Consider the following 21,583-nt stretch of genomic DNA (forward strand, 5'->3'; position numbering starts at 1 on the left):
CACGTCGTCGGAAGGGCCATTCGACGATTTGCCAAATGTCGATCCATTTATTCGCACTCTTAAATATAGTTGGGATCCTGGAAATGCTGAACGGTTTTAAAAAATTCCTGCATGGCCTGCGGAGTACACCCGTCAATCGCCAATCGCGTCGGCCCAAGAAACGGGATCGGCGTCGCGTGGGATATCGCTCAGCGGTCGAGGCTCTCGAGACCCGAACACTCCTGACCCCAACGCTCGTCGAGTATCTAGCCAACGAGCACGTCGACATCAATATCCAGCACTCGGGAACGGATTGGTCGCTCGGTCCGCGGAACTCGGACCAAATTCCGGCAACTCAGTTCGAGAATGACGAAGCTGTTCTTTATGTGGGGTCGCCTTCCGCAACGTCGCGGCCGGGCGGATCGGGATTCGATTTCATCGGCGTGGAATCCGGCGAGACGTTCTACCTGCTGCCACAAAACCAAGATTCTGACTTGCTGTATCTTGGTTTCGCAGGCTACGGGTTGGATAGTTCTATCGACCGTTATAATCCGTCAACGGAGTCAAAGGGACGTGTGTCTGGCAACGCTCGCTGGGCCAAGGCGACATTGACTGACGTAAGGCATACCAACTCGGATGGGACGACTGGCGACGGTGATTTCTCGATGTGGCAATCGGGATCGTTCGGCGACGCTGACGTCTTCATATCCTCTTACGACGACGGAATTGACAACCCAAATTCCGATGGCCTGGATACGACCGATGGCATATCGGCCGATGATGCAATGTGGATCATTGCCGGTGGGCATTCGCATTATAATTTTGGGTTCACAGAGCCTGGTCGATACGAAATTGATGTAAAGCTGTCCGCGTATTTCGGGGATGACGGAACGGCCAACTCTTCAACCCCCAATTTATCGGGGTTTGACGAGAGCGAAGATATTACAATCTTCTTCTCGGTGCAAAGTGCCGGGCAGGTTGAGTTCGAAAACACTTCCTACTCCGTAGACGAAGACGCGGGCACGGCTTCGATTGATGTCATTCGTACCGGAGGTAGCGACGGCCGAATCACGGTAGACTATGCCACCAGCGACGGAACGGCGACTGCTGACAGCGATTACACATCTGCTTCCGGGACTTTGGTCTTCCTAGACGGCGAAACCCGCAAGACGATCACAGTTCCGATTTTGGATGATGTCGTCGGTGAAGGAAATGAAACGGTCAACCTGGCTCTTTCATCGCCAATGCCCGAGAACCTCAACGAGTACTATCAGGTTGTCGAAGCGGACGCTAACGGGTTGATTGGCACGAATGCCTCCGCGGTGTTGACGATTGTCGAAAATGTTCTCGCGCCGACGATTTCCGATGTCGCCGATCAGCAGACGGACGAGGATACATCTACCGGAACGATTGCGTTCACCGTCGGTGATAGCGATTCGTCGCTAGAGTCGCTTGTTGTCACCGCAATCTCCTCGAATCAATCACTCGTTCCAGATGGCAACATTGTTCTTGGCGGCAGCGGCGCGAATCGAACGGTGAACGTCAATCCTGCGTTGAATCAGTTTGGCGTTGCTACGATCACTCTGACGGTGGAAGACGAAGACGGTTTGATTGCCACCGACACCTTTGATCTGACCGTGACGTCGGTGAATGACCTGCCCACGATCTCCGATGTCGGAAATCAATCCATCGACGAAAACACTTCGACCAACGCCATCCCGTTCGCCGTGGGGGACGTCGAAACTTCGGCTTCCGCCCTCACGGTGACGGCTAGTTCGTCCAACCCATCGTTGGTTCCCATTGGCAACATTGTGTTCGGCGGCAGCGGCGCGAATCGAACAGTCACTGTGTCGCCGGCAACTGACCAGTCGGGCAGCACAACGATCACGTTGACGGTCACCGACGCCAATGGCGGTATGGCCAGCGACACGTTCGTCGTGAACGTCAATTCCGCCAATACCTCTCCGACAATCTCTGATGTTGACAACCAGTCGACTGACGAAAATACGCCGACTGCGGCAATTCCGTTTACAGTGGACGACGCAGAGACCGCTGTTGGTTCACTTGTTGTGACCGCGTCCTCATCGAATATGACCCTAGTTCCAAATGGGAACATCGTGCTTGGGGGTAGTGGAGCCAACCGGACCGTGACGATCACGCCGGCGGCCGATCAGACTGGCTCGACGACCATCACGTTAACGGTTGATGACGGCGAAGGCGCCACGGCGACGGATACGTTCACCCTCACGGTCGGAACGGCCAGCAGTGGGACGATGGCAATCGCGGACGCCTACACGGTAACGTCGGGAAATGCGGTGCAAGGCAACGTGTTGTTTAACGATGTTGTGGCGATGGGCGTGATGCCAATGGTGAGCGAAGCGATGACACCCGCTCACGGCAGCTTGCAACTGAATGCCGACGGCACCTTTACCTACACGCCCGACGGCACATTCGACGGCACCGATTCCTTCAGCTACTCCCTAGACGACGGCACCACAGAAACCGAAGCGACTGTGACCATCACAGCGGCCGCGTTGCCGCAGGGCGAGGTGCTCAGTGAAGGGCATGCCGATATTCTGATCAATTACCACGAAGATCACTGGGACTTCACGGTTCTCGGCGAAGACGATCACGACCACGAGGAAGACGATCACGACCACGAGGAAGACGATCACGACCACGAGCATGGGGAAGGTCTGCACTTCGACGAGGTTATCATTCACGGGGGAACGAATGCCGGGATTGCGAGACCGGAAGATGCGGCGTTCGACTTCACCGGCGTGGCGTCTGGTGAGACGTTGTATGTGCTGCCTCAGTCTGAAATGCCAGAACTTCCCTTCGTGGGCTTGAACACTGAAGACGTCGAGGCCGACACCTTTGTGGACAACGAATTGTCCCTGCAATTGTTGGCAGTTGATGGCCCTGGCGAATTCTCGCTCTGGCAAACGGATTCATTCGGTAGCCCCGACGTTTTCTTCGCCACGACCGATGGGATCACCGACGCCGATGGTGTCGTGCTGCCCGAAGGAACTCACGCCCACTACAACTGGGGCTTCTCTCAGCCAGGTACTTATCGTGTTACCGTGCAAGCATCGGGTGTCTTGCAAGATGGCATGACACCAGTGACCAGCGAAGCGGTGACGCTGACCTTCGTCATCGGTGACATTTCGATTGCTTCCGAAGACACCTTCACGGTGTTGCCGGGCAACGCGGCGCATGGCAATGTGTTGTTCAACGATGTCCTGGCGATGGACGCTGTGCCAGTGGTGAGTGAAGCGATGACGCCCGGTCACGGCAGCTTGCAACTGAATGCCGACGGCACCTTTACCTACACGCCCGACGACACGTTCGACGGGGCCGATTCCTTCAGCTACACGCTCAGTGACGGCACCACCGAAACCAATGCCACAGTGACAATCACCGGCTCAGATCTGCCTGAGTTCGAAGCGGTTCTCACGGAAGGGCATGCCGATATTGGTTTGGCGATTGGTGAGCATGAGCACGAAGAAAGCGAAGAGGAACACGAAGACGAGGAAGAGCATGAGCATGAAGACTCAGAATGGGACCTTCATGTTCATGACGGCGAGAATGATGTCGAATATCATCCGGACGAAGCGTTGTTCTACGTCGGAACGGATGCGATCACCGATCGTCCAGCGGATGAGTCATTCGATTTTACCGGTGTCGGTCCCGGGGAAACTCTCTACGTGCTGCCGCAAGTTGAGAATCCGGACCTGCTATACCTTGGGTTTGGTAGTGAAGAGATCGAGGACGGAACGTTCCTAGACGGGTCCTTTACCTTGCGGTTGAAATCCGCGAGCGGTCCAGGTCACTTCTCAGTGTGGACATCAGAACTCGATGGGCCGGATGTGGCAATGGCCACCGCAGACGGCATCACGGAAGCCGATCTGATCAGTTTGCTCGAGGGGGGCCATCAACATGCCAACTTCGGATTTACCGAGACGGGCTACTATGAGATCACCTTCCAGGCCATTGGGACTCTAGCTGATGGCGATGTGGTCGCTAGTGAAGATGTGACATACTTCTTCAATGTGGGCACTGCAACGAATGTCGAATTCAGTACGGCAACGGCCAGTGACTCGGAAGACTCTGGCAGCAATTTGCCAATGCTGCTAGTCAATGGAACCTTGACCGTGGCCGAATCCGTCGAAGTCACGGTGACAGGCGGAACGGCCGCCAATGGCACCGATTTCACGTTAACCGAGACTGTCACAATTCCGGCAGGCGTTTACGATGGTACTGTCGCCACGGCAGTCCCGATCAATCTAACGATCACCGATGACGACGTCGTCGAACTCGATGAAACGATCGAACTGACACTGGCCAACGCCACCGGCACTTTGTTCATCAACGATGCCAACGGAGATACGACAACCCAAGACACCAGCACGTACACAATTACCAATGACGACTCGGCCAAGCTAGCAATTAGCAACGCGAGCGGATTTGAAGGCACGAGCGGCACGCGTGAATTGACGTTCATCGTCACGCTGAATGGCGAAGTCGATTCTAGCTTTACGGTCGATTTCAACACCCTCGGCAATACCGCCACCGCAACTGATGGTGATTATGTTGCCAATATCGGCGATACTTTGACCTTCAGTGGAACCGATGGCGAGACGCAAACGATTACGGTTCAGATCAACGGCGACATCACAAGGGAAGATGACGAGTATTTCTTCGTCCAACTCTCGAATTTGCAATCAGGTGGTCGCGATGTGTCGATCGGATCAGGCCAAGGACTGGGCCAGATCTCCAATGACGATTTGGCACCACAAATGGCAACGGTGGTTGATCAAGTCATGGACGATCAGTTGATCAACGGTACCTACGAGTTCGTTGTGAGTGGGAATTTCGACGCAACGCCCGCCGATGCCGAAGCGGATGACATGTTCTTCTGGGATCCGGCCAGCGGCAGCCACCGAATTGTCTTCGCAGACGGTACCGTTCAGGATAACCCCTTCTGGACAATCATGCTCAATGGCAACGACTTTACTCAGGTCGTCGCTGGCGATTTCGATGGCGGCAATGGAACCGATCTGTTCTTCTGGAACCCGGCCACCGGATCCAACCGCCTGATCCACGTCATTGGCGGAACTGGCAATTTAGCTCGGACCGTAGAATCAATCGTCGTGCCGTCGACAGCCATTAACGGCAACGACTTCGCTCAACTTGTCGTCGGTGATTTTGATGGCGGCGGAGTCGACGATTTGTTCTTCTGGGATCCCGTGACCGGTCGGAACCGATTTGTGCACTTTGAAGTGGTTACTCCTGGTTTCGATACCGATTTCAACAACCAGCAGACCAATGTTATTCCGACGATGATGATCAATGGCGATTATTCCATCGTCAAAGCCGGTCAATTTGAGGATGGCGGGTTGGACGAATTGCTCTTCATCGATCTTGGAAGCGGCAAGAATCGGATCGTCTCGCTGTCGACCCCAGACGCCGGAACAACCACCGCGTTTGAAGATGTTCTGACAGACTATTTCCCACCCACGCTCTTCAACGGCAACGCCTTTGATCGCGTTGAGGTTGTCGACCTAAATGGTGATGGCCTGGATGATGTGTTCGCTTGGAATAGCCGTACTGGAGCGAATCGTGTCGCCTCAACCAGTCTTGATCTGGGGACCCCACCAGTTCCTGTCGATGACGTGATTGCTTTTCAGGCAATCAACGGCGAACACGAAGTCGTGGCGAGACTAACAGAAGACGTGTTCAGCGATCCGGATGCCGACGAGTTGTTCTTCTGGAACCCGACGACCGGTCGTAACCGAACGGGTTTCGTACAGAACTAAACTAAATCGTCGCTATTCTGTTGATGGCTTTGTCAATCGTGATCGAATTGCTGGGACGAGCAAACGCTCATCCCAGCATTTTTTTAGCCATCAACTTCTCGTAGACGGGAAGTTGTCCCTGCTCTTGCTGCATTCGTGCAATTTGCCAGTGTTTGCTATTTGTCTTCCTGGGCCAGCTACACTTTCCAATGGGGGGACACGCACGCTAGCCATGACTGTCAACCTTGAGGGCGGCATCACTAGCTGTGAGTTGCAAGAGGCTCGGATCAATCCGATAGAAACCGATACGAATCCCGCTACTATTGGGAAGGTCACGAGATGACAAGAGAGTCATTAGCAATCAATCTTGCTTCTTCCTATTCGTTGAATTAGACGCTCACTTTCAAGGGAATAGTTAGATCAATACCAATCGCCGTGGACGGTTTCCGACACCCTTTATACGCCCGATTGAAATCTCAACATCGGTTTGAGTTTGTTAGATAAGGTGGTTGGTCATGGAGTCAGAGTTTTGCCCCGTGGACTAGCAAGCGACTACCTTATCCATACGGATACAGTCACTGCAATCGAGGTACTGTCTTGATTTCGACAAGCCTCGGTTGGTCATCGCTTGTCGCAACCTGACTACGACTCTTACAGCACCGCCTGTCGATAATCACCAGTATCTCAATCGCTTTTGATTACTCGGGAGAGATAACTGCTTCCGTTCCCACGAAAAGCGGGCCAGTCAGCCTATGCGTAACCTGGAACACTGCTAACAAATGCCAGTAAGAGTGTTTTCAGTGTCATCAGGTTTCTCTTTGATTCTGGCTGTGGTCTTCAAGCCGTTATTTTCGGGCTAATATCAATAGAGTTCCGAAGAGCGGATTAGTTGACTAATCAACAGGAGACTTACTTCGAGGAAGGCGTCTCAAAAGGGAAACCTTTCCCTTGTTCAAGCCCGATGAACCGACTTCCCTGGGAATCGATTCGAACCCACTGGACCTCACCTAAAATGGTTTCAGCCCAGTAAAATCGAGTGGCCTTGGAACTGCTTCGGTAGAGCAGGGGCATCCCGTCAATCAGCGGATTATCCGCCAATGAAGCATTCTGTCGAAAGTACCCACCCAAAAGATGCTCGTCTTGGGGAGTTATTTCTTTGATCGTCCAAGTTTGGCCCGAATCCTCGAACGTCGATGGAGGCGTGACGGGTACTGACGTCTCAGATGATGAGTTCTGGCCGCCACAACCTCCAACTCCGACGAAAAATAGGATTAGGAGACAAACGATACTCCAACTCGTGATCTGCTGCCCGACACTCATTACCAATCTCCAAGGACTTGACCATCGTTCCGGGCGAAGATGTTGCGGAGTGTGTCGAGCTGTATGCTGTCGCTCACGAAATGAACGCCGCCGTCGCAGAGCAAGATGTTGGCCCCACCAGGATGCAAGCTACGAGGTCCAGAAACGATTTCGCCATGATGCGAGGCATCCGGAATGTTCGAGTTCGGTGGCAGGGCTCCATGAACCAGGCAATGAAACCCCGTGCTCCGAATCCAGGCTCCGGCTCGCCTGCCCTCATAGCTGCTTGCGGTAGCGGTGAGGATGTCATCCCCAGTGACACTGCAAGGGCTCCCCCCAACGGAAGCCCGTTTCAACTGCCGTTGTGGGTCGATCAGATCTGTGGTGCTGTCTCCTCGCCGACCAAAAAGCGTTTCTGCCATGAACGCCGTGTTCGTCATTCCGTCGGTTATGTCTCGGAACTGAGTTGAGGAGCCCCGCCAGAACAGACCGTTGTTTCCGCTAGAGCAGTAGTTCGTATCGTCGCCACTCCCGCCGTTGCAAAGATAGTTGCTCCCTGCATATAAGTCGTTTCCATCTTGATACATGACTTCACCGGCATCACTAGGACACATGAAGACAGGAATCTTCTGGGCCGCCACGGCAACGAGAGAAGGATTCAGAGTTGGTGCCCATGGCTGCCCCATCAACAATGGCTCGTCGAAATCGATCGCGTCTTGCAAGTTGCCCTGTTCGATGTAAGGGAGAATCTGAGCCTGCGGGGAGTAGTTATAGAGCGAGTCCAACGCCATGAGCGGGAACCGACGATGCGTGTCATGGTAATTGTGCAACGCGATGCCGAGTTGCTTCATGTTGTTCTTGCATTGCGTCCGCCGAGCAGCTTCGCGAGCCTGCTGCACGGCCGGCAAAAGTAGAGCGATCAGAATAGCGATGATTGCGATAACCACCAGCAATTCAATAAGCGTAAAACCGAAGGCAGCGTCTTTTTTCCGACGAGCAGACATCGAAGAGACTCCATGAGAGTAGATAACGACTGGCGAGCGAAACCCAGCTAACTAAGAGCGAGCAACGAACTATACTCACAACGCTTTTCAAGTGCAACTGGATTGCAATACAGTTTTGTGTGCTATTTCATAATGAATCGCTATGCGTGACACTCACGCCAGATCGGAAGCAGACGTACGCCGCCAACCCCACGACCCCGTTCCAAGCAAGAAGGGATAGCATGAGATCAAAAGAGAGTCCTCGCTGTGATGTCTGCTTGGCAGCAATCGCGTTAAAACTCGGAGCCTGCTGAATTTCCTTGAGATCTAATTCTTGCTCTGCCACGGAATACGGCTGGAAGTACGAAATGTATTCTTCTTGAAATCGATTGGTCTGGTCTGCGAATGTCGCTTTATGAGTCAGACTTGTCCCAGCTAATTGAACGGCTGCTTGACGCCAAGCGATCACCGGCGAAAGCCAACCGTATGTGTCCAAGGAAGCATCACGAGCACAATGGTTTTGAACGTCTTTCTGAAGCACAGTCTGAAATCGCCTAGCGACTTCATTGTCACGGAGCCAATATTGAAGCATCTCCTCCTGTTGTGGAGACAAGTTCTCCCCATCGGTAACAATTGGCTGATTGGAATCCACGTTTATTAAGGTCGTTTCACTTTCGGCACGGATCTCTCGTTCTGTTTGAGCGAGCGACGATGGCGTGAGAACGGAGTGTCTTTCCGAGACATATTCGGCTGTCGTTCTCGGAATGAACACAGTGAGTGTGATCCAGAACAGCAAAAGCCAGACGACATTGGCTGAACTTGAGCCGCCCGCAAAATTGACTGCCAGAGACAGGCTGCCCCAGAACAGGGAATACAGAAAGAGGATGACGCCCCACAGTAGAAACGGCTTGGCTGCTGGGAATTGAAGAAGATTGCACCCCTGAACTAGCAACGTTAAATATGCAATCACGACGATCGTGAATGTAGCCGCCGAAACTCGGATCAAAATCCTCTTGAGAAATAGACGGAACAGCGAGACGGGTTGTGACATGAGCAAGGCCAGTGTTCCATCGTCTCGTTCGGAGGAGACCAATCCATGAGTGAGCGTGATGATGGCCAAAGGGAGAATCGCTGCCACAAAAAGTGTGAGATCGAAGGAGCCGATGCGAGCGTAAAACGGATTCTCCAGAACGTCGCGTCGGAGCGTTTCGGCACGGGAAGTCGACAGCCGATATCGCGTTGGCCAAGCGGTCGATTCACCGATCGCCAGGGCGTTTTCCGGTGACGCACGACTCCAAGTCCACCAAAGTCCTTCTTGATGTGATAGCAGATCAGGAGAAGTCGCAGCCCACTGAAGATCTTCGATCTCTTGAATTGAGAATCCGAGATCATATTCCTCGACAATCGCAGCTAAGTCGACATCATCTCGGAAAGCCGATTCTAAGATCTTTTGAACAAGCTCATTTCTCGCACGGGCTTCTTGAGATTGAGTTTTCCGGAGTTGATACTGCTCAAGTCCGGGTTGACTGGCAAGTATGGTCAGCAGGGCCAAAATCAACATCGTGGGTTTGAAGACGGGATCAGCAATTACGAGACGCCATTCCGAAGGCAACGGTAACCAACTTCGTTTTCGTGTCTTGGACGTTCCAACTTCGTCTCGCTGATACGGCGGGATCAACGCGAGTGCAACGGCCGTCCCACTCCAACCGACGAGAATGACGATTGGCCAAATCGCGAGACGCAAGACTAATTGTACGCTCGGAAGCGTCTGTTCAAACGGAGGGACTTGTCCCCAAAATTGCCGTCGATCTTCCGAGGTCTCGCCAGGCTGTCGGTTCTCGGTATCCGCTAAGTTCATCGTCCGAACCAAATTCCGTCGATACCGCTCACCAGCATACACAAACGCTTCGTGATGCTCCCGATCCGTCCCGGAGAAGGCCATCGAGACCGAACGAATAGCCAAGTAAGGCGAAACCAACTCAAACCACTTCAGAAACTTGTCCTGCCGACGATAGGTATCGGTCAACTCCGCTTGAATCTCGTCATATTTCTCATTGGTGTACTTTTCGATCTCCATCATTTTCGCTCCTGCAAAGCTGATCGGGAGATCGCGGATGTGTTTGACGTCGTACTTCTTTAATAGACGTTCTTTCAGCAAATCCAATCGCCGTCTGAGTTCCATCGAGTCTTCACGCGAGCTATTGAGAACATGCCGTTGTTGATCACGGAATTCTTCGATCGTTGGAAGTGGTGCTTGGTCCTGGGCCACGTCCAACGCGAACCGTGGGAGAATGATCGTCCACGCCGACCAAAGCAGTAGTAGCAGAATCAGTGCAGTCCGAGACGATGCCACCCGCGACGAAAGACCCAACGATAACGCCCCCCAACCGATGAGATACAGCCATAGGGATCCTACAAGGAACGTTGCCCGCATGACTGCGTTCGACGTCGAGGCTTCCAGCCCGTTCCCTGCGAGAGCAGCCCATCCGAGCAGGCAACTGATCGGCGCTGAGATTAGCATCACGAACAAACTAATCGCTAAGAGTTTGCCCCCGACCCAGCCCCTCCATCGGACGCCTTGGCTTTGAATCAAACGGAGCGTTCCCGTTGCTCGTTCTTCCGAGACTCCGTAATACGTCATCAGAACGACCAGGAGTGGGCCGATCATCTGCATCAGCAATGCTGGTGTTGTGGCGTCGAGCTTCAACAGCGAAAGTCGCGTTCCCGCGGGCGGGAAGTTCGTTTCGCCGAGTTGATGAGCTTTGATTTCCAAAGCCGTCCCCAAATTCGGCTGAACACCAGGATCGAAGACTGCCAGGGGGGAGGGGAACTTGTACAGAACCGTCCCGTGATGCGTCGCCATATGGGCGTTAGTCGTTGGCTGTTCCAGCCAAGCGACACGTGCTTTTTGCTGTCGTTGGTTTTGTAAATCGATCTGGTCTTGAACGACTCGTGCCGTCCGCCAGCAGATGGCAATTTCTAAAAGAACGAACACAGTGATTGCAAGAACGAGCCAACGATTTCGCAACCACTGCCGAACTTCGTTCCGAGCAACGATGCCTACGGTTTCCACGATTGAAATCATTCCCGGTTGCAGAACAACAATACTTTTTAACGCACAACAGTTGCAAAGGCACTGTGTAGGTTATTACAAACCATATTAAGTGCCGTCAAGGCTTGCCGTCCTGAGATGAACTTTGGTGAGAAGGACTTGCATATGTCGCTGTGGAAAATCGGATGCTGGGTTTCTCTGTTCAGTTTGTTGGGAGTGCTTGGCCCTTTCGAACGTTCGGCAACTGCGAACGCAAGTGGCCGTCGGTCGGAACGCATGGTCCGCATTGTCTGGCAGGACCGCGAAGAAAAGACGTTGCGTTGGGGGGAGTTCGTGCAGGTTGGTCCCCGACTGCTGTTCCGAACGGGCGGCGAAGTGCAAGGCTTCCCCTCGTTGAAAAAAGAGCGTCAAGAACTCGTTCAGATGCAACGGATGGAGGATATCCTTGTCGTTGGGGTCCGCGACGATGATGACGGACAGTTTCAGAGTGGTTGGGCAGCGGTGGATCTCGGAGTCGATGAGATTCCGCACGGAGATCACTCCGACTACGAATATCGAAACCATCCTCGAGTCCTGGCGACTCAACTCGACAAGTCTCAAGGGAATCCCGCTCATCTCTATCTCTATGACGGGCAGTTTTATCTCGCGAACGATCGGCTCGATGGGTTTACCCGATTCGTGCCAAAGGCTCTCCGCGGTCCGGTGGAGGGGCGACGGGGAACGTTTTATCGAGGTGGCGGCGGACACATCACATTGGCAGCGGTCGATAACCAAGTCGCCTATTCGACATGGATCGGAGGCGGGGCAACGAACGGGCAGGTCGATGTGGTCGACCTTTCGAAAAATGGGGAAAAGGCAATCGCCTATTCCTTCCATCTGCCTTCCGGCGGGCTGCATGGGGCCATCGCCAATAGCGGCCGCGTCTTTTTCGCACCGTCGGACGGCATCTACTGGGTCGATGCCGATCTGAATTTGCAGTCCACTGCTGAAACGGTCAAACCAAATCATCTTTCACTGGGTGAGGACGCAGAATCAGATCGTCCACTCAGAACCGGTGCCTTCGTTAACCATCGCAATTGGGTGATGTTCACAACAGGGAAAATGGATCAATCCGCATTGTGTCTCGTCGATGCGGCGGCTTCCAAACCGAAGGTGATCAAGGTTCCGATTAAGACCGCCGATGGCCTTTCATTGATCACACCGGAAACCGTTGTCGCTGCCAATGGGAAACGCTACGCCTTCGTGTTCCAGAACAAGAAGGAAGGCGAGGTCCGTGAAAAACTCACGATTATTGACCTCGACCCCAACCGAGACCGCGACTTCTCCGACGCGGCGATTGCCAAAACTCTCGATGTTGGTGCGAGTCAGGTGGAAGGACACTATGGCCACCATTCCATCGCGTTCGACGACGACAAACGCTTTGGCATCTTGACGAATCCCGGTGATGGAGAAATCTGGCTTCTTTCGCTCAATACGTTGTCCGTCATCGGCAAGCACAAGGTTGGTGGAATGCCCACGAAAGTGTTAGCTGTCGGCGGTGAGGCTAGCAAACACTGATGCTGAAAGGTTGACGGTCAAATGCTTGAAGCCAAAGACCTGACGAAAACGTTTGGCAGCGTCACAGCGTTGGATCAGTTGAATCTGCATGTACGCTCCGGGGAGATATATTGCCTCCTCGGAGCCAACGGAGCGGGAAAGACAACAACGTTGAGTCTATTCCTAGGATTCATCCGACCGACATCCGGCGAAGCGATTGTGAACGGGAGAATCGTGGAACGGTTTCCCATCGAAACAAAACGAGATCTCGCCTATATTCCCGAAGTCGTCCATCTCTATCGACATCTCACAGGCATCGAGAATCTAAAATACTTTGCGGAATTGGCAGGTCGACGCCGGCTGACTCGAAAGGTGTTGTTAGAGTTCCTCACGCGTGCCGGTTTTCCAGTGGAGGCTGCCGACAAGCGACTCGGGAATTACTCCAAAGGGATGCGGCAAAAAGTCGGAATCGCGATCGCATTGGTCAAAGAGGCCAAGGCGCTATTGCTCGATGAACCGATCTCTGGGCTGGACCCGGCTGGGGCGAACGATTTCTTGAGAATCTTGGAGTCGGTGCGGGATCAAGGAGTGGCCGTCTTAATGTCGACACATGACTTGTTTCGCGCTCGCGCAATCGCCGACCGGATTGGCATCATGCGGGCAGGTACGTTAGTCGAATCATTGTTGCCGGCTGAGACTTCGCTTCTCGATCTGGAGACGATCTACCATCAATCGGTCGCTAGTTCTGCCATCTCTTAAATGAATGGCGACACGATTACAGAATTGTTGGATTGAGTTAGGCAACTGGATTGGCATAGGAACGTTAGTGATCATCGCCTTTTGGGCGGCGGTCGCGGTCGTCTATCCACAGTTTGCTAATTCCGAGCATCAGCACGGACGGAAGTCGAAAGGTGTCACGTGCTGCCACGCGCTCGGCAGTGTTTCATGATCAGGAGATCAGTCATCGGCCTGATGCGATCACATCGTCGTTGACGGCGTCCGGGTCTGATTCCGTGAGAATATTGAAACGAAGCGGCTCAAGCGAAGAAAAATTCATGCATTTGCGGTTACGTGAAATCAACTGATGGACAGCACATGCCTGACATTCACAAAGATGTTAACGACTACTTTAGGACCTCGGCACAATCGGGGCAGCGACCGCGAATTGTGATTTGCTCGATCTGAAAACCCGCTGGAACAATGCCATCCGTAGCACATTGCGATAGGCGGAGCACTCGTCCACACCCAACACAAAGGTAGTACGGTTGGACCGCTGTGTTACGAGCATCGACGAGTTCGAATCGCAGAAGACGATCACCCAGTTCTCGCTGAATGACCAGGCCCGCTTCGTTGAAACTTTCTAGCGTGCGGTACACTGTCGATTGATCAAACCCGTGTTCGGCAACAGCGTTTTCAATTTCTGCGGCCGTTTGCGGTCCTGGCATGGCAACTAGGTGCCGGAGGATTGCCACCCGGGCGACCGTCCGCCGCAAGTTGTGTTGACGCAATAACTCCGTCAACTCACCGATATTGTTAGTCACCGGACAGCTCTTCCCGATAGGCGAACAGCATTCGGCGATAGGCATTGCTGACGGCAGTCGTCGCATCCCAGACCTCTTCCTCGGTGCCGTCTTCGAGTTCATGTTCGAGGAGTTCAAGTTTGAACCGCAGGATTTCCGATTTGAGTCGATGATATTTCGGCAGGCTTCCCTTCCGAATCGTGACTCCGACTTGTAATCGGCGGGTCCAGTCATCCCAGACAGCGATCCAATACTCGGCATGGCTGTGATTCCCGCTACGGGCAGCGGACAGAGCTTCTCCCTGCGCGATTCGCATCTCCTCGAAGATCTCGTCCGCTGGCGGATAGTACGCGTAGCAACCGACAATGCTCATCGCGACCAGCCCAACAAGTGCAACGAACCCCAACACCGGTGCTGGCACAACGATGTCGAACTTGTCGACTTGTTTCTCTGCTCCCGATTCCAACCACGCTTCTGTTTTGCGTTTGGGATCGAAGACGTTAAACCCGATCCCCAAGAGAACAAGCGCTGCGAGGAAACCAAGACCGATCAACTCGTGTGCCTGAGCGTCTCCATCTAGTTTGGACCAGACCTGCTGGGCCGGGTTGGCGACTCCTTCCGTGAACGGCTGGCAGTAAATGTCGAAAGCGTGAGTATGATCGGACGCTTCGATCTCTGTGGGGTACAATGGTTTTTCGACCGCATAAGCAATCCCCAATACAACGACAACCAGCGTACTCAGCCAGGTGAATGCCCGTCCGAATCCGTATTGCCGAACCATCCAAACTAGTAAACCGAGATTGAGTCCCGTGCCCAATGCCAACAATACGAACGCCGCGCCGACCGAGTTGCCATGCTGGAACATCATCCCCAGTTGCGACATCGCCAGCATCGGCGTGGCGTAGACCGGAATCGCAACGCCGGTCATGACCAATGGCGCGTAATGGTTGTCCCCGTTGACGGCATGCTGCATCGAACCGGGGGGCAATGCGAAACTTAGCAGCACCGTGCCACAGAGTCCGATCAGAATGTAGATTGCCGACGGCCCCGCTGCTTCCCGGACCGCAGCGAGTAGAATCGAAGCCATCCGCTTCAATCCATAAGATGTGGGGGCGGGTGGTGGTTCGGGAGCGGTCGTCTGAGGGAAGATTCGGTCCCAGGCCATGCCAATGAGTGTCACCACGACGAGCGAACAGGCGGCGAATGCAAAAATCACCAGCGGTTCCGAGAGCGTCAAACCGTAGAGTAGCGATAGCGGATTGAACAAGGGCGCTGACAACGCGAACGCTAAGATCGTACCGCCAGACAAACCGACGCGACGCATTTCTCGGATGATCGGAATCACGCCGAGCGAACAAACCGGCAGCAACATCCCCACTGCCCAGGCTTGCGGGAGTGATCGCCAGGAATTGCCACCGAACAACCGGCGGGTGTTCTCGTAGCCCAAGAGCCTTCGCAGAATTCCAGCAACGAACAGACCGACGACGATTGTCGGGGCGGCTTGCAACAACGCTTGGCCGAATCGCAAGCCACCTCCCCAGAGCAGAATTTCCATTATTCGGTTTCGCCTTTTTCGGTGCCTTTAAGTGGTGTTAGCGTCTCGGCCGTTGTGGCGAGTTTTGTAGTCAATTCATCTTGTGAATCCGCAGACTCAGTTGTGTACTGTTCTAACTGCCGTGAGAGTTCCGACGCGACGGCATCAACTTCTTCCCAGTGACGGCGTCGCATGTCGCTGTCGGCGGCGATCTCCGGCAACCAGTTAACAATGTCCTTCAATTCGGACAGTTCATGTTCGTCTGATGCGGAACTGGATGACGTTTCCAGTTCTTGGATTCGGTCTTGAATCGAATCGACCGCGGCCGAGAAATTCGGCGGCTTATGTTCGGGTACGTGATGCTCAAGGTGTTCTTCTTCGGCGTGGCTGGACGATTCACCGGCATGAGGATCCGAACCGCACCCACACACCGAGAAAACCAACAGCCCGTAAATTGCTATTGGAAAGACAACAGTTTTCATCGCGGTTTCCTTGAACGGGCCTGTCGCTTCAACGTCTGGGACTGACAGTAACCGGCCCAGTAACGGTTCAAACCATGTGCTGCCAGTAGCAAGACGCCCCCCAGCGGAGTGATGACTGGGCCGACGAACAGCGAAAACTGATCCCTACGACAAAGCGGATCGGACGGCATCCCAGAACAACATGGATCGGACAAAACAAACGCCGAGAACAATTGCAGCAACAATCCACCAGTTGCCAAACCGACCACAAGTCGTCGCCGATGGTGCCAATAGCTAGGAAGAAATGCGAGCAACGAGATCATCAGCGATACCATCGCGAACATTTGATGAAAGATTGCTCCCTCACTCGCGAGTGCCTCTGTATTTGGTAGAAACGTGACGAGAATCGGCATCGCCACGCAATGCGCCAGACACAATCCGGCGAACAGCATTCCGATTCCGTCGGCTTCGCCCAGATCATGGCCCGACGGTTTCTTTTTGGACATCGACGATCCCTTAACCAGTTCCCTCATTGTCTTTTCCGGTAATCCGGCACGGGCACCTCGACGAGAATTTGCTCGATCACCGATTCCGCATCGCGACCGCTCACGGCCAATCGCACTCCGAGTACGTGTGGAGCGGTGTCTTGAATATCGTCGGGCGTGACGAAATTGTGTCCTCGCAGCCAAGCAAAGGCCTGAGCTGCCCGCAACCAAATCAACAATCCGCGCGGACTTAGTCCGAGTAGAACCTCAGCATGGTTTCGTGTTGCGTTCCCGAGACGGACCAGGTACTCCCGCACCGATTCCGCCACATGCACTTCCGCAACCGAACGCTGCATCCGGGAAAGTTCATCAGTGTCGAATACTCGCTGTACAGACTTCGTTTCGTTCTTCGTGTCCAACGCATCATCAAGCATTTGGAGTTCGTCCGCTTCAGCCGGATAGCCGATCGAAAGCTTCATCGCGAAGCGATCCAATTGAGCTTCCGGCAGCGGATAGGTTCCGTGATGTTCGTGCGGGTTCTGCGTTGCGATGACGAAGAAATCGTCAGCTAAACGGTATCGCTCGCCGTCGACGGTGACCTGGCGTTCGGCCATGGCCTCCAAGAGCGCGCTCTGCGTTCGTGGGGTGGCCCGGTTGATTTCGTCGGCGAGAAGAATATCCGCGAACACCGGTCCCTGGCGGAACTCAAATTCCCGGGTCTTCTGATTGAAAATGTTGAAACCGGTGATGTCACTGGGCAGCAAGTCGGGCGTGCATTGCACACGGGCGAAACGACCACCAACGGCATCTGCCAACGCCTTCGCCAAGGTGGTCTTCCCCAATCCGGGGCGGTCTTCAATCAACAAATGCCCGCGGGCCAGCAGACAGACCAATACTTGCTCGACCACATCCGCTTTGCCGCGAAGCACGGAGTTCAACGATCGACGCAACCGATCGATCCGTTCGGCATCTTCGACGACTTGGGGCGTGCGGTCTGTCACAACGGTTTCCATCAGAATTTACTCAATGAATCAATGACTAAGTCGGAAGTGATGGGCTGCCGAAGGCAACCTCGATTCGAGTGCGGTCGATCGTTTGTCGCGTATGTTTCGACGCGTCCGATGTCCCTATGACCGGCAACCATTCGTCGAGCACCTTTTCACAAAGTCGGTGCATTTCCTGAGTGCGAAAATCAATCAGCGAACCAAACGTAACCGCGTCCAAGGACTTCAAGAATTGGGCTGTCGCATCCGAAAGCGTTTCTGAGCCGAGATGATCAAAATTCCTCTGATCAAGCCACCGAGTCGGTGTGAGACCGCACGGTCGGATGTACCCGTGACGTCGCCAGCGACGCTCCATCAGCCCCCACGTTGTGAGCAACTCCGATTGTGGCGAACGATGAGGTCGCAGTCGCCACCAAGCCAAGTCACAGAAATCAGCGACTCGACGACGGAACATCCACAGGACGCAGCCGATGAAAGCGACTGCCAGAACCGCCCAACGGTGATCGGCCACCCATTTACCCACTCCGACCACCGTAATTTGGACCATGTCCCACAGCCCCAACGGCGGCCCGAGTAATTCGTAGCCGGGTGTCGGTTCGAGCGGAACCCATACGCCATCGGAGTGATAGACCTCAACCCAGAAATGGGCATCTTCGGCGTGCACCGGCGTGTGTCGCGAACGACTATCGTACTTGTCCGGACGAACGTAAAACCCACTCACCACGCGGGCGGGAAAACCTAGCGAACGGATCATCATGGTCGCCGCCGTTGCAAACTGATAATCCGGTCCGCGACGGGTCATCAGAAACTGCGACACCGGACTAATAGTTTCGTCCGAAACTTTCACAGTGCGATCATGTTGGAAATCCGTTCGTAAGCGTTCGACGATTGCTTGAACTTTCGGCCATCCGTGTGGCATGCCGTCAGTCCATCGCTTAGCCAAGCGACCGATCTGCTGAAAGTGAAAGCTATCGGGAATCTGCCGATGCCGTTTCGCTCCGTAGGCGGGAATCGAAGCGGTCTTCAACGCCGACTGATCGAACGCTCGCGAGAGCAGATGGATTACCGTCATTGATGGCAGACTTTTTCGTTCCATCATCGGCACGCCCTCGGTCGCCCAACCGAACAAATCCGCCCGGTCGACTGAGTCGATGTGAACTCCTAGTAACTCGGTTGGTGACGGAATCCGGTTGGTCTCCAACTGAGCCACCTTGAGGGCATGCGTTTCTGGTGAGGCGAACAATTGGTCCACCTCGTCATCACGTGACCTTTTTGTAGCAGTCAGATCCAGCCAGGGACGTTCGTCGATGTTACGCATGGTGAGCGGCGTGCTCGGTCCGGGGGTTTGATCCGGATACCACTGGATACCATCGAAGGTCGCATACACGTCCAGTCGAAGATGCAACGGCGTGCGTCCCGCAACAAAAAACAAGGCATCCGTGTCACGGTTGTCGATTTTCGATTTCCGCTGACCGTCCGTTTGCCGCAGGGTCGAAAATTCCCGCCCGGCTTGCTTCGATTCCGCCAGATGCCGATGAACGTCCTGCATCACCTCCGGTGGCAATGCGATGCAGCGATCTTGATTTTTTGGCTTAACCGGCTCGTCATAGGTTTCGTTGTAGACATCGAACAAGCTCGGTTTTTTGGAGTCCATAAACGGCGCATTGTCGATCGGAGCGAAACTCTGCACGTCTTTTGTGCCCGCCACGAGCATGTCGCCATCACCAACGCCGCTCCGTGCATACGGCGAGAAATCGCCCGTACCGCCGGAACTTGGCATCAGTCCCGGCAACGCTTCGGTCGCCGTCCGCCCCGACAACGGCACCAATAAAACGGCAGCCACCAGACAAATGGGAAGCGTGATAAACCAACGTAGCGGCCGGTCTGCGTGGGTTTCGTCGGCGATGCGTCCGGCGAGCGAATTCCAATAGCGGCTCATCAGCCACCAACACCCGATCAATGTGAACGCAAACAGCACGAAGTACAGAAACGGATCATCCCCCGCCATCACCACGAACAAGATCAGGAACAGACTCGCCGCTCCGCCAAGCCGTTCCACTCGCGGCCACACTGAGAACGCTGCCAGTACCAACGCCACGTTGCGGAACCCGCAGATCAACAACACTTCGAACGCGTGTCCGGTTCCCCAAATTTGCCGACTCAGGAATTCAACGCCAATTGCCAATAAGGCACTGACAACTACAACCGGCCCAACGAGGAGCGGCACGTCCGGTGATCGCCGTCGCCAACGCATCGCAACACGACGACCGACGACAACCAATCCGCCGTAAAAGGCAATCTTGGCCATGATCACGCCGCGTGATACGGCCCCATCACCGATCACGACCTCCGCCGCCAGCGTCGCTAACAGGATCAAGGCCACCACGGCCCAACCAGGTGTTGCTTCCGAGTTGTTCCCTGTCGTCTTGGCCTGCGACTTAATCATGGCACACCTTCCTCCACGCCCGTTGGAATTGCTCAGGGACTGGACGATTGACGTTGATCGGAATCGTCGATGTCGCAAACCGCCCGGATGGTTCTCCATTCTCAACCAGCACAAATCGCCGATCGGTGTGATCGCCGCGATCGAATGAGGGAATCCGTTCCGGATCCGTCGTCACGACGATCTGCAACCCGGCATTCGTCGCCTGTACCGTCTTCCGATCTAGGATCGACCTGGCATGAGGCAATCGGGCCATCACATCGAGCAACGCCTCGCGACCACGTCGTCCGGGTTGAATCGTCAGTCGCTCGTCATTCGAACGTACCACTACGGATGCGTTTTCGGCGTGCCATGCACATGCTAAGCTTGCAGCGATTCGCACCGACCATGCGGACGCCGTGTCCACAGCGGGATCGAACGGAAATCTATGCAAATCCAAGACGATCTCGACGGACGAAATCACCGCGGCCTGACGCTCGCAAACAATCAACCGATCGTGCCGAGCCGTCTGTGCCCAATGCACCCGCCGCAGGGAATCCCCCTCGCGAAACGGACGGGTTCCGGTCAAGTCGCCGAATTCACCGACTAAACAGTCCGAGAACCGATCGTCTGCCATGCTGACCGCACCGGCATCCAGCAGCGTTTCCAAAGGCGTGACCTGCGGCCAGACCAACAACGAATTCTCTAGGGAAGCCGTCGTGACCGACCGGTACAGACCGAACGGAAACCCACAGCCGATCCGGGGTGGCTCAGTCGGATAAACGCCGAAACTCTTTGGACGAATCACCCAGCGATATTCACTCGTCGACCAGCCCGGGACCTTGCTGAAGGCCAAGGCATTTTCGTCTGCCTCGGCGAGCGAATCGTCGTCACCGAATGAGGTTTCGAGTCGTTCCTGAAGCGTCAAACCCCATGCTGGCCACGGCCAGCGATTGCGAATGTTAATCGTCGCAGTGACGGCGTCGCCTTCCGACACTCGTGGGACATCGAACCGGACAGTGCAACTCAGCCCGCGAATGGAAACCCACGGCCACACAAGACCAATCGCCAACACAAACGCCACCGCTACGACAACCACCCAAGCCAGCGGTTTGAGCAGAATCGCGAACAGCAGCGCCGCCAACCCCACAGCGGCTAGACACGCGACCGGATGTTTCAACCAATACACCCAGCGATTCGCGCCGGGGCAGAAGTCGTGGGTCAATAACTGCCCAAACCGGCTTACGAACTCCATCGTGCTCACCAAGCCTCACTTCGCAATCAAACCGAACTTACACCACGAAGGTTAATGCAAATGTTTTGCATATGATCTGATTATGTGTTGGCAGTCACCTTGTGTCAACGCCGCCGCCGTAAAGATTTGGTGGGCTTCGAAGCGACTTGGAGCAAGGCACGCGAGCATCGAGAGGAGGCCAATGGCTGTCCTGGCCTTGTGCAAGCCATCGCGCAAAGACGTTGCACGCTTCCAGAAACGATTAGCCGTAAGTTC

At 54.5% G+C, this 21,583-nt stretch carries 12 protein-coding genes; 3 read left to right on the top strand and 9 right to left on the bottom strand.

Translation table 11 applies throughout. From position 1 onward, the window contains the following. The first annotated feature begins 83 nt into the window (after positions 1 to 83). Positions 84 to 5,798 (top strand): choice-of-anchor M domain-containing protein, encoded by a 5,715-nt coding sequence (locus tag G6R38_RS13110; RefSeq protein WP_166825837.1) that lies wholly within the window; start codon positions 84 to 86, stop codon positions 5,796 to 5,798. Between the two features lie 1,298 nt (positions 5,799 to 7,096). Here the strand turns inward: G6R38_RS13110 and G6R38_RS13115 are convergent. Then, complete coding sequence (locus G6R38_RS13115; RefSeq protein WP_166825840.1) at positions 7,097 to 8,080, bottom strand: DUF1559 domain-containing protein; 984 nt, start codon at positions 8,078 to 8,080, stop codon at positions 7,097 to 7,099. A gap of 127 nt (positions 8,081 to 8,207) precedes the next feature. Continuing rightward, a complete protein-coding gene (locus G6R38_RS13120) occupies positions 8,208 to 11,132 on the bottom strand; it encodes a DUF3526 domain-containing protein (RefSeq protein WP_166825843.1) in 2,925 nt (974 codons plus the stop codon). Between the two features lie 144 nt (positions 11,133 to 11,276). Here G6R38_RS13120 and G6R38_RS13125 point away from each other — a divergent pair, with 144 nt between their 5' ends. Together G6R38_RS13125 and G6R38_RS13130 are read left to right on the top strand one after the other, a co-directional pair. Continuing rightward, on the top strand, positions 11,277 to 12,668 hold the full coding sequence (locus G6R38_RS13125) for a hypothetical protein (protein ID WP_166825846.1): 1,392 nt from the start codon (positions 11,277 to 11,279) through the stop codon (positions 12,666 to 12,668). Positions 12,669 to 12,689: 21 nt separating this feature from the next. Then, the gene (locus tag G6R38_RS13130) at positions 12,690 to 13,406 is read left to right on the top strand and encodes an ABC transporter ATP-binding protein (protein ID WP_166825849.1); all 717 of its coding nucleotides are present in this window, start codon (positions 12,690 to 12,692) and stop codon (positions 13,404 to 13,406) included. A gap of 365 nt (positions 13,407 to 13,771) precedes the next feature. Here G6R38_RS13130 and G6R38_RS13135 read toward each other — a convergent pair whose 3' ends face one another. The 7 genes from G6R38_RS13135 to G6R38_RS13165 are packed head-to-tail and all read right to left on the bottom strand — an operon-like array spanning position 13,772 to position 21,328. Further along, a complete protein-coding gene (locus G6R38_RS13135) occupies positions 13,772 to 14,188 on the bottom strand; it encodes a Fur family transcriptional regulator (RefSeq protein ID WP_166825851.1) in 417 nt (138 codons plus the stop codon). Continuing rightward, positions 14,181 to 15,722, bottom strand: a complete 1,542-nt coding sequence (locus tag G6R38_RS13140; protein ID WP_240928186.1) for a permease — start codon at positions 15,720 to 15,722, stop codon at positions 14,181 to 14,183. Before G6R38_RS13140 ends, G6R38_RS13135 begins: the two co-directional genes overlap by 8 nt. Continuing rightward, positions 15,722 to 16,183 (bottom strand): hypothetical protein, encoded by a 462-nt coding sequence (locus G6R38_RS13145; protein WP_166825854.1) that lies wholly within the window; start codon positions 16,181 to 16,183, stop codon positions 15,722 to 15,724. Before G6R38_RS13145 ends, G6R38_RS13140 begins: the two co-directional genes overlap by 1 nt. Next, complete coding sequence (locus G6R38_RS13150; protein WP_166825857.1) at positions 16,180 to 16,668, bottom strand: MerC domain-containing protein; 489 nt, start codon at positions 16,666 to 16,668, stop codon at positions 16,180 to 16,182. Before G6R38_RS13150 ends, G6R38_RS13145 begins: the two co-directional genes overlap by 4 nt. 23 nt (positions 16,669 to 16,691) lie before the next feature. Further along, the gene (locus G6R38_RS13155) at positions 16,692 to 17,660 is read right to left on the bottom strand and encodes an AAA family ATPase (RefSeq protein ID WP_166825860.1); all 969 of its coding nucleotides are present in this window, start codon (positions 17,658 to 17,660) and stop codon (positions 16,692 to 16,694) included. Positions 17,661 to 17,685: 25 nt separating this feature from the next. Continuing rightward, positions 17,686 to 20,097: a transglutaminase-like domain-containing protein gene (locus G6R38_RS13160; RefSeq protein ID WP_166825863.1), complete on the bottom strand. Its 2,412-nt coding sequence runs from the start codon at positions 20,095 to 20,097 to the stop codon at positions 17,686 to 17,688. After that, the gene (locus tag G6R38_RS13165) at positions 20,090 to 21,328 is read right to left on the bottom strand and encodes a DUF58 domain-containing protein (RefSeq protein WP_166825868.1); all 1,239 of its coding nucleotides are present in this window, start codon (positions 21,326 to 21,328) and stop codon (positions 20,090 to 20,092) included. Before G6R38_RS13165 ends, G6R38_RS13160 begins: the two co-directional genes overlap by 8 nt. Positions 21,329 to 21,583: the final 255 nt, after the last annotated feature.

Origin of the sequence: Thalassoroseus pseudoceratinae, from assembly GCF_011634775.1 — a bacterium.
GTDB lineage: Bacteria > Planctomycetota > Planctomycetia > Planctomycetales > Planctomycetaceae > Thalassoroseus > Thalassoroseus pseudoceratinae.

What these genes read in the sequence shown, in the direction of transcription:
- G6R38_RS13145 (WP_166825854.1), bottom strand. Translation starts at nt 16,183, where the DNA reads ATGAAAACTGTTGTCTTTCCAATAGCAATTTACGGGCTGTTGGTTTTC.
- G6R38_RS13140 (WP_240928186.1), bottom strand. Translation starts at nt 15,722, where the DNA reads ATGGAAATTCTGCTCTGGGGAGGTGGCTTGCGATTCGGCCAAGCGTTG.
- G6R38_RS13150 (WP_166825857.1), bottom strand. Translation starts at nt 16,668, where the DNA reads ATGTCCAAAAAGAAACCGTCGGGCCATGATCTGGGCGAAGCCGACGGA.
- G6R38_RS13165 (WP_166825868.1), bottom strand. Translation starts at nt 21,328, where the DNA reads ATGGAGTTCGTAAGCCGGTTTGGGCAGTTATTGACCCACGACTTCTGC.
- G6R38_RS13160 (WP_166825863.1), bottom strand. Translation starts at nt 20,097, where the DNA reads ATGATTAAGTCGCAGGCCAAGACGACAGGGAACAACTCGGAAGCAACA.
- G6R38_RS13115 (WP_166825840.1), bottom strand. Translation starts at nt 8,080, where the DNA reads ATGTCTGCTCGTCGGAAAAAAGACGCTGCCTTCGGTTTTACGCTTATT.
- G6R38_RS13155 (WP_166825860.1), bottom strand. Translation starts at nt 17,660, where the DNA reads ATGGAAACCGTTGTGACAGACCGCACGCCCCAAGTCGTCGAAGATGCC.
- G6R38_RS13125 (WP_166825846.1), top strand. Translation starts at nt 11,277, where the DNA reads ATGTCGCTGTGGAAAATCGGATGCTGGGTTTCTCTGTTCAGTTTGTTG.
- G6R38_RS13130 (WP_166825849.1), top strand. Translation starts at nt 12,690, where the DNA reads ATGCTTGAAGCCAAAGACCTGACGAAAACGTTTGGCAGCGTCACAGCG.
- G6R38_RS13110 (WP_166825837.1), top strand. Translation starts at nt 84, where the DNA reads ATGCTGAACGGTTTTAAAAAATTCCTGCATGGCCTGCGGAGTACACCC.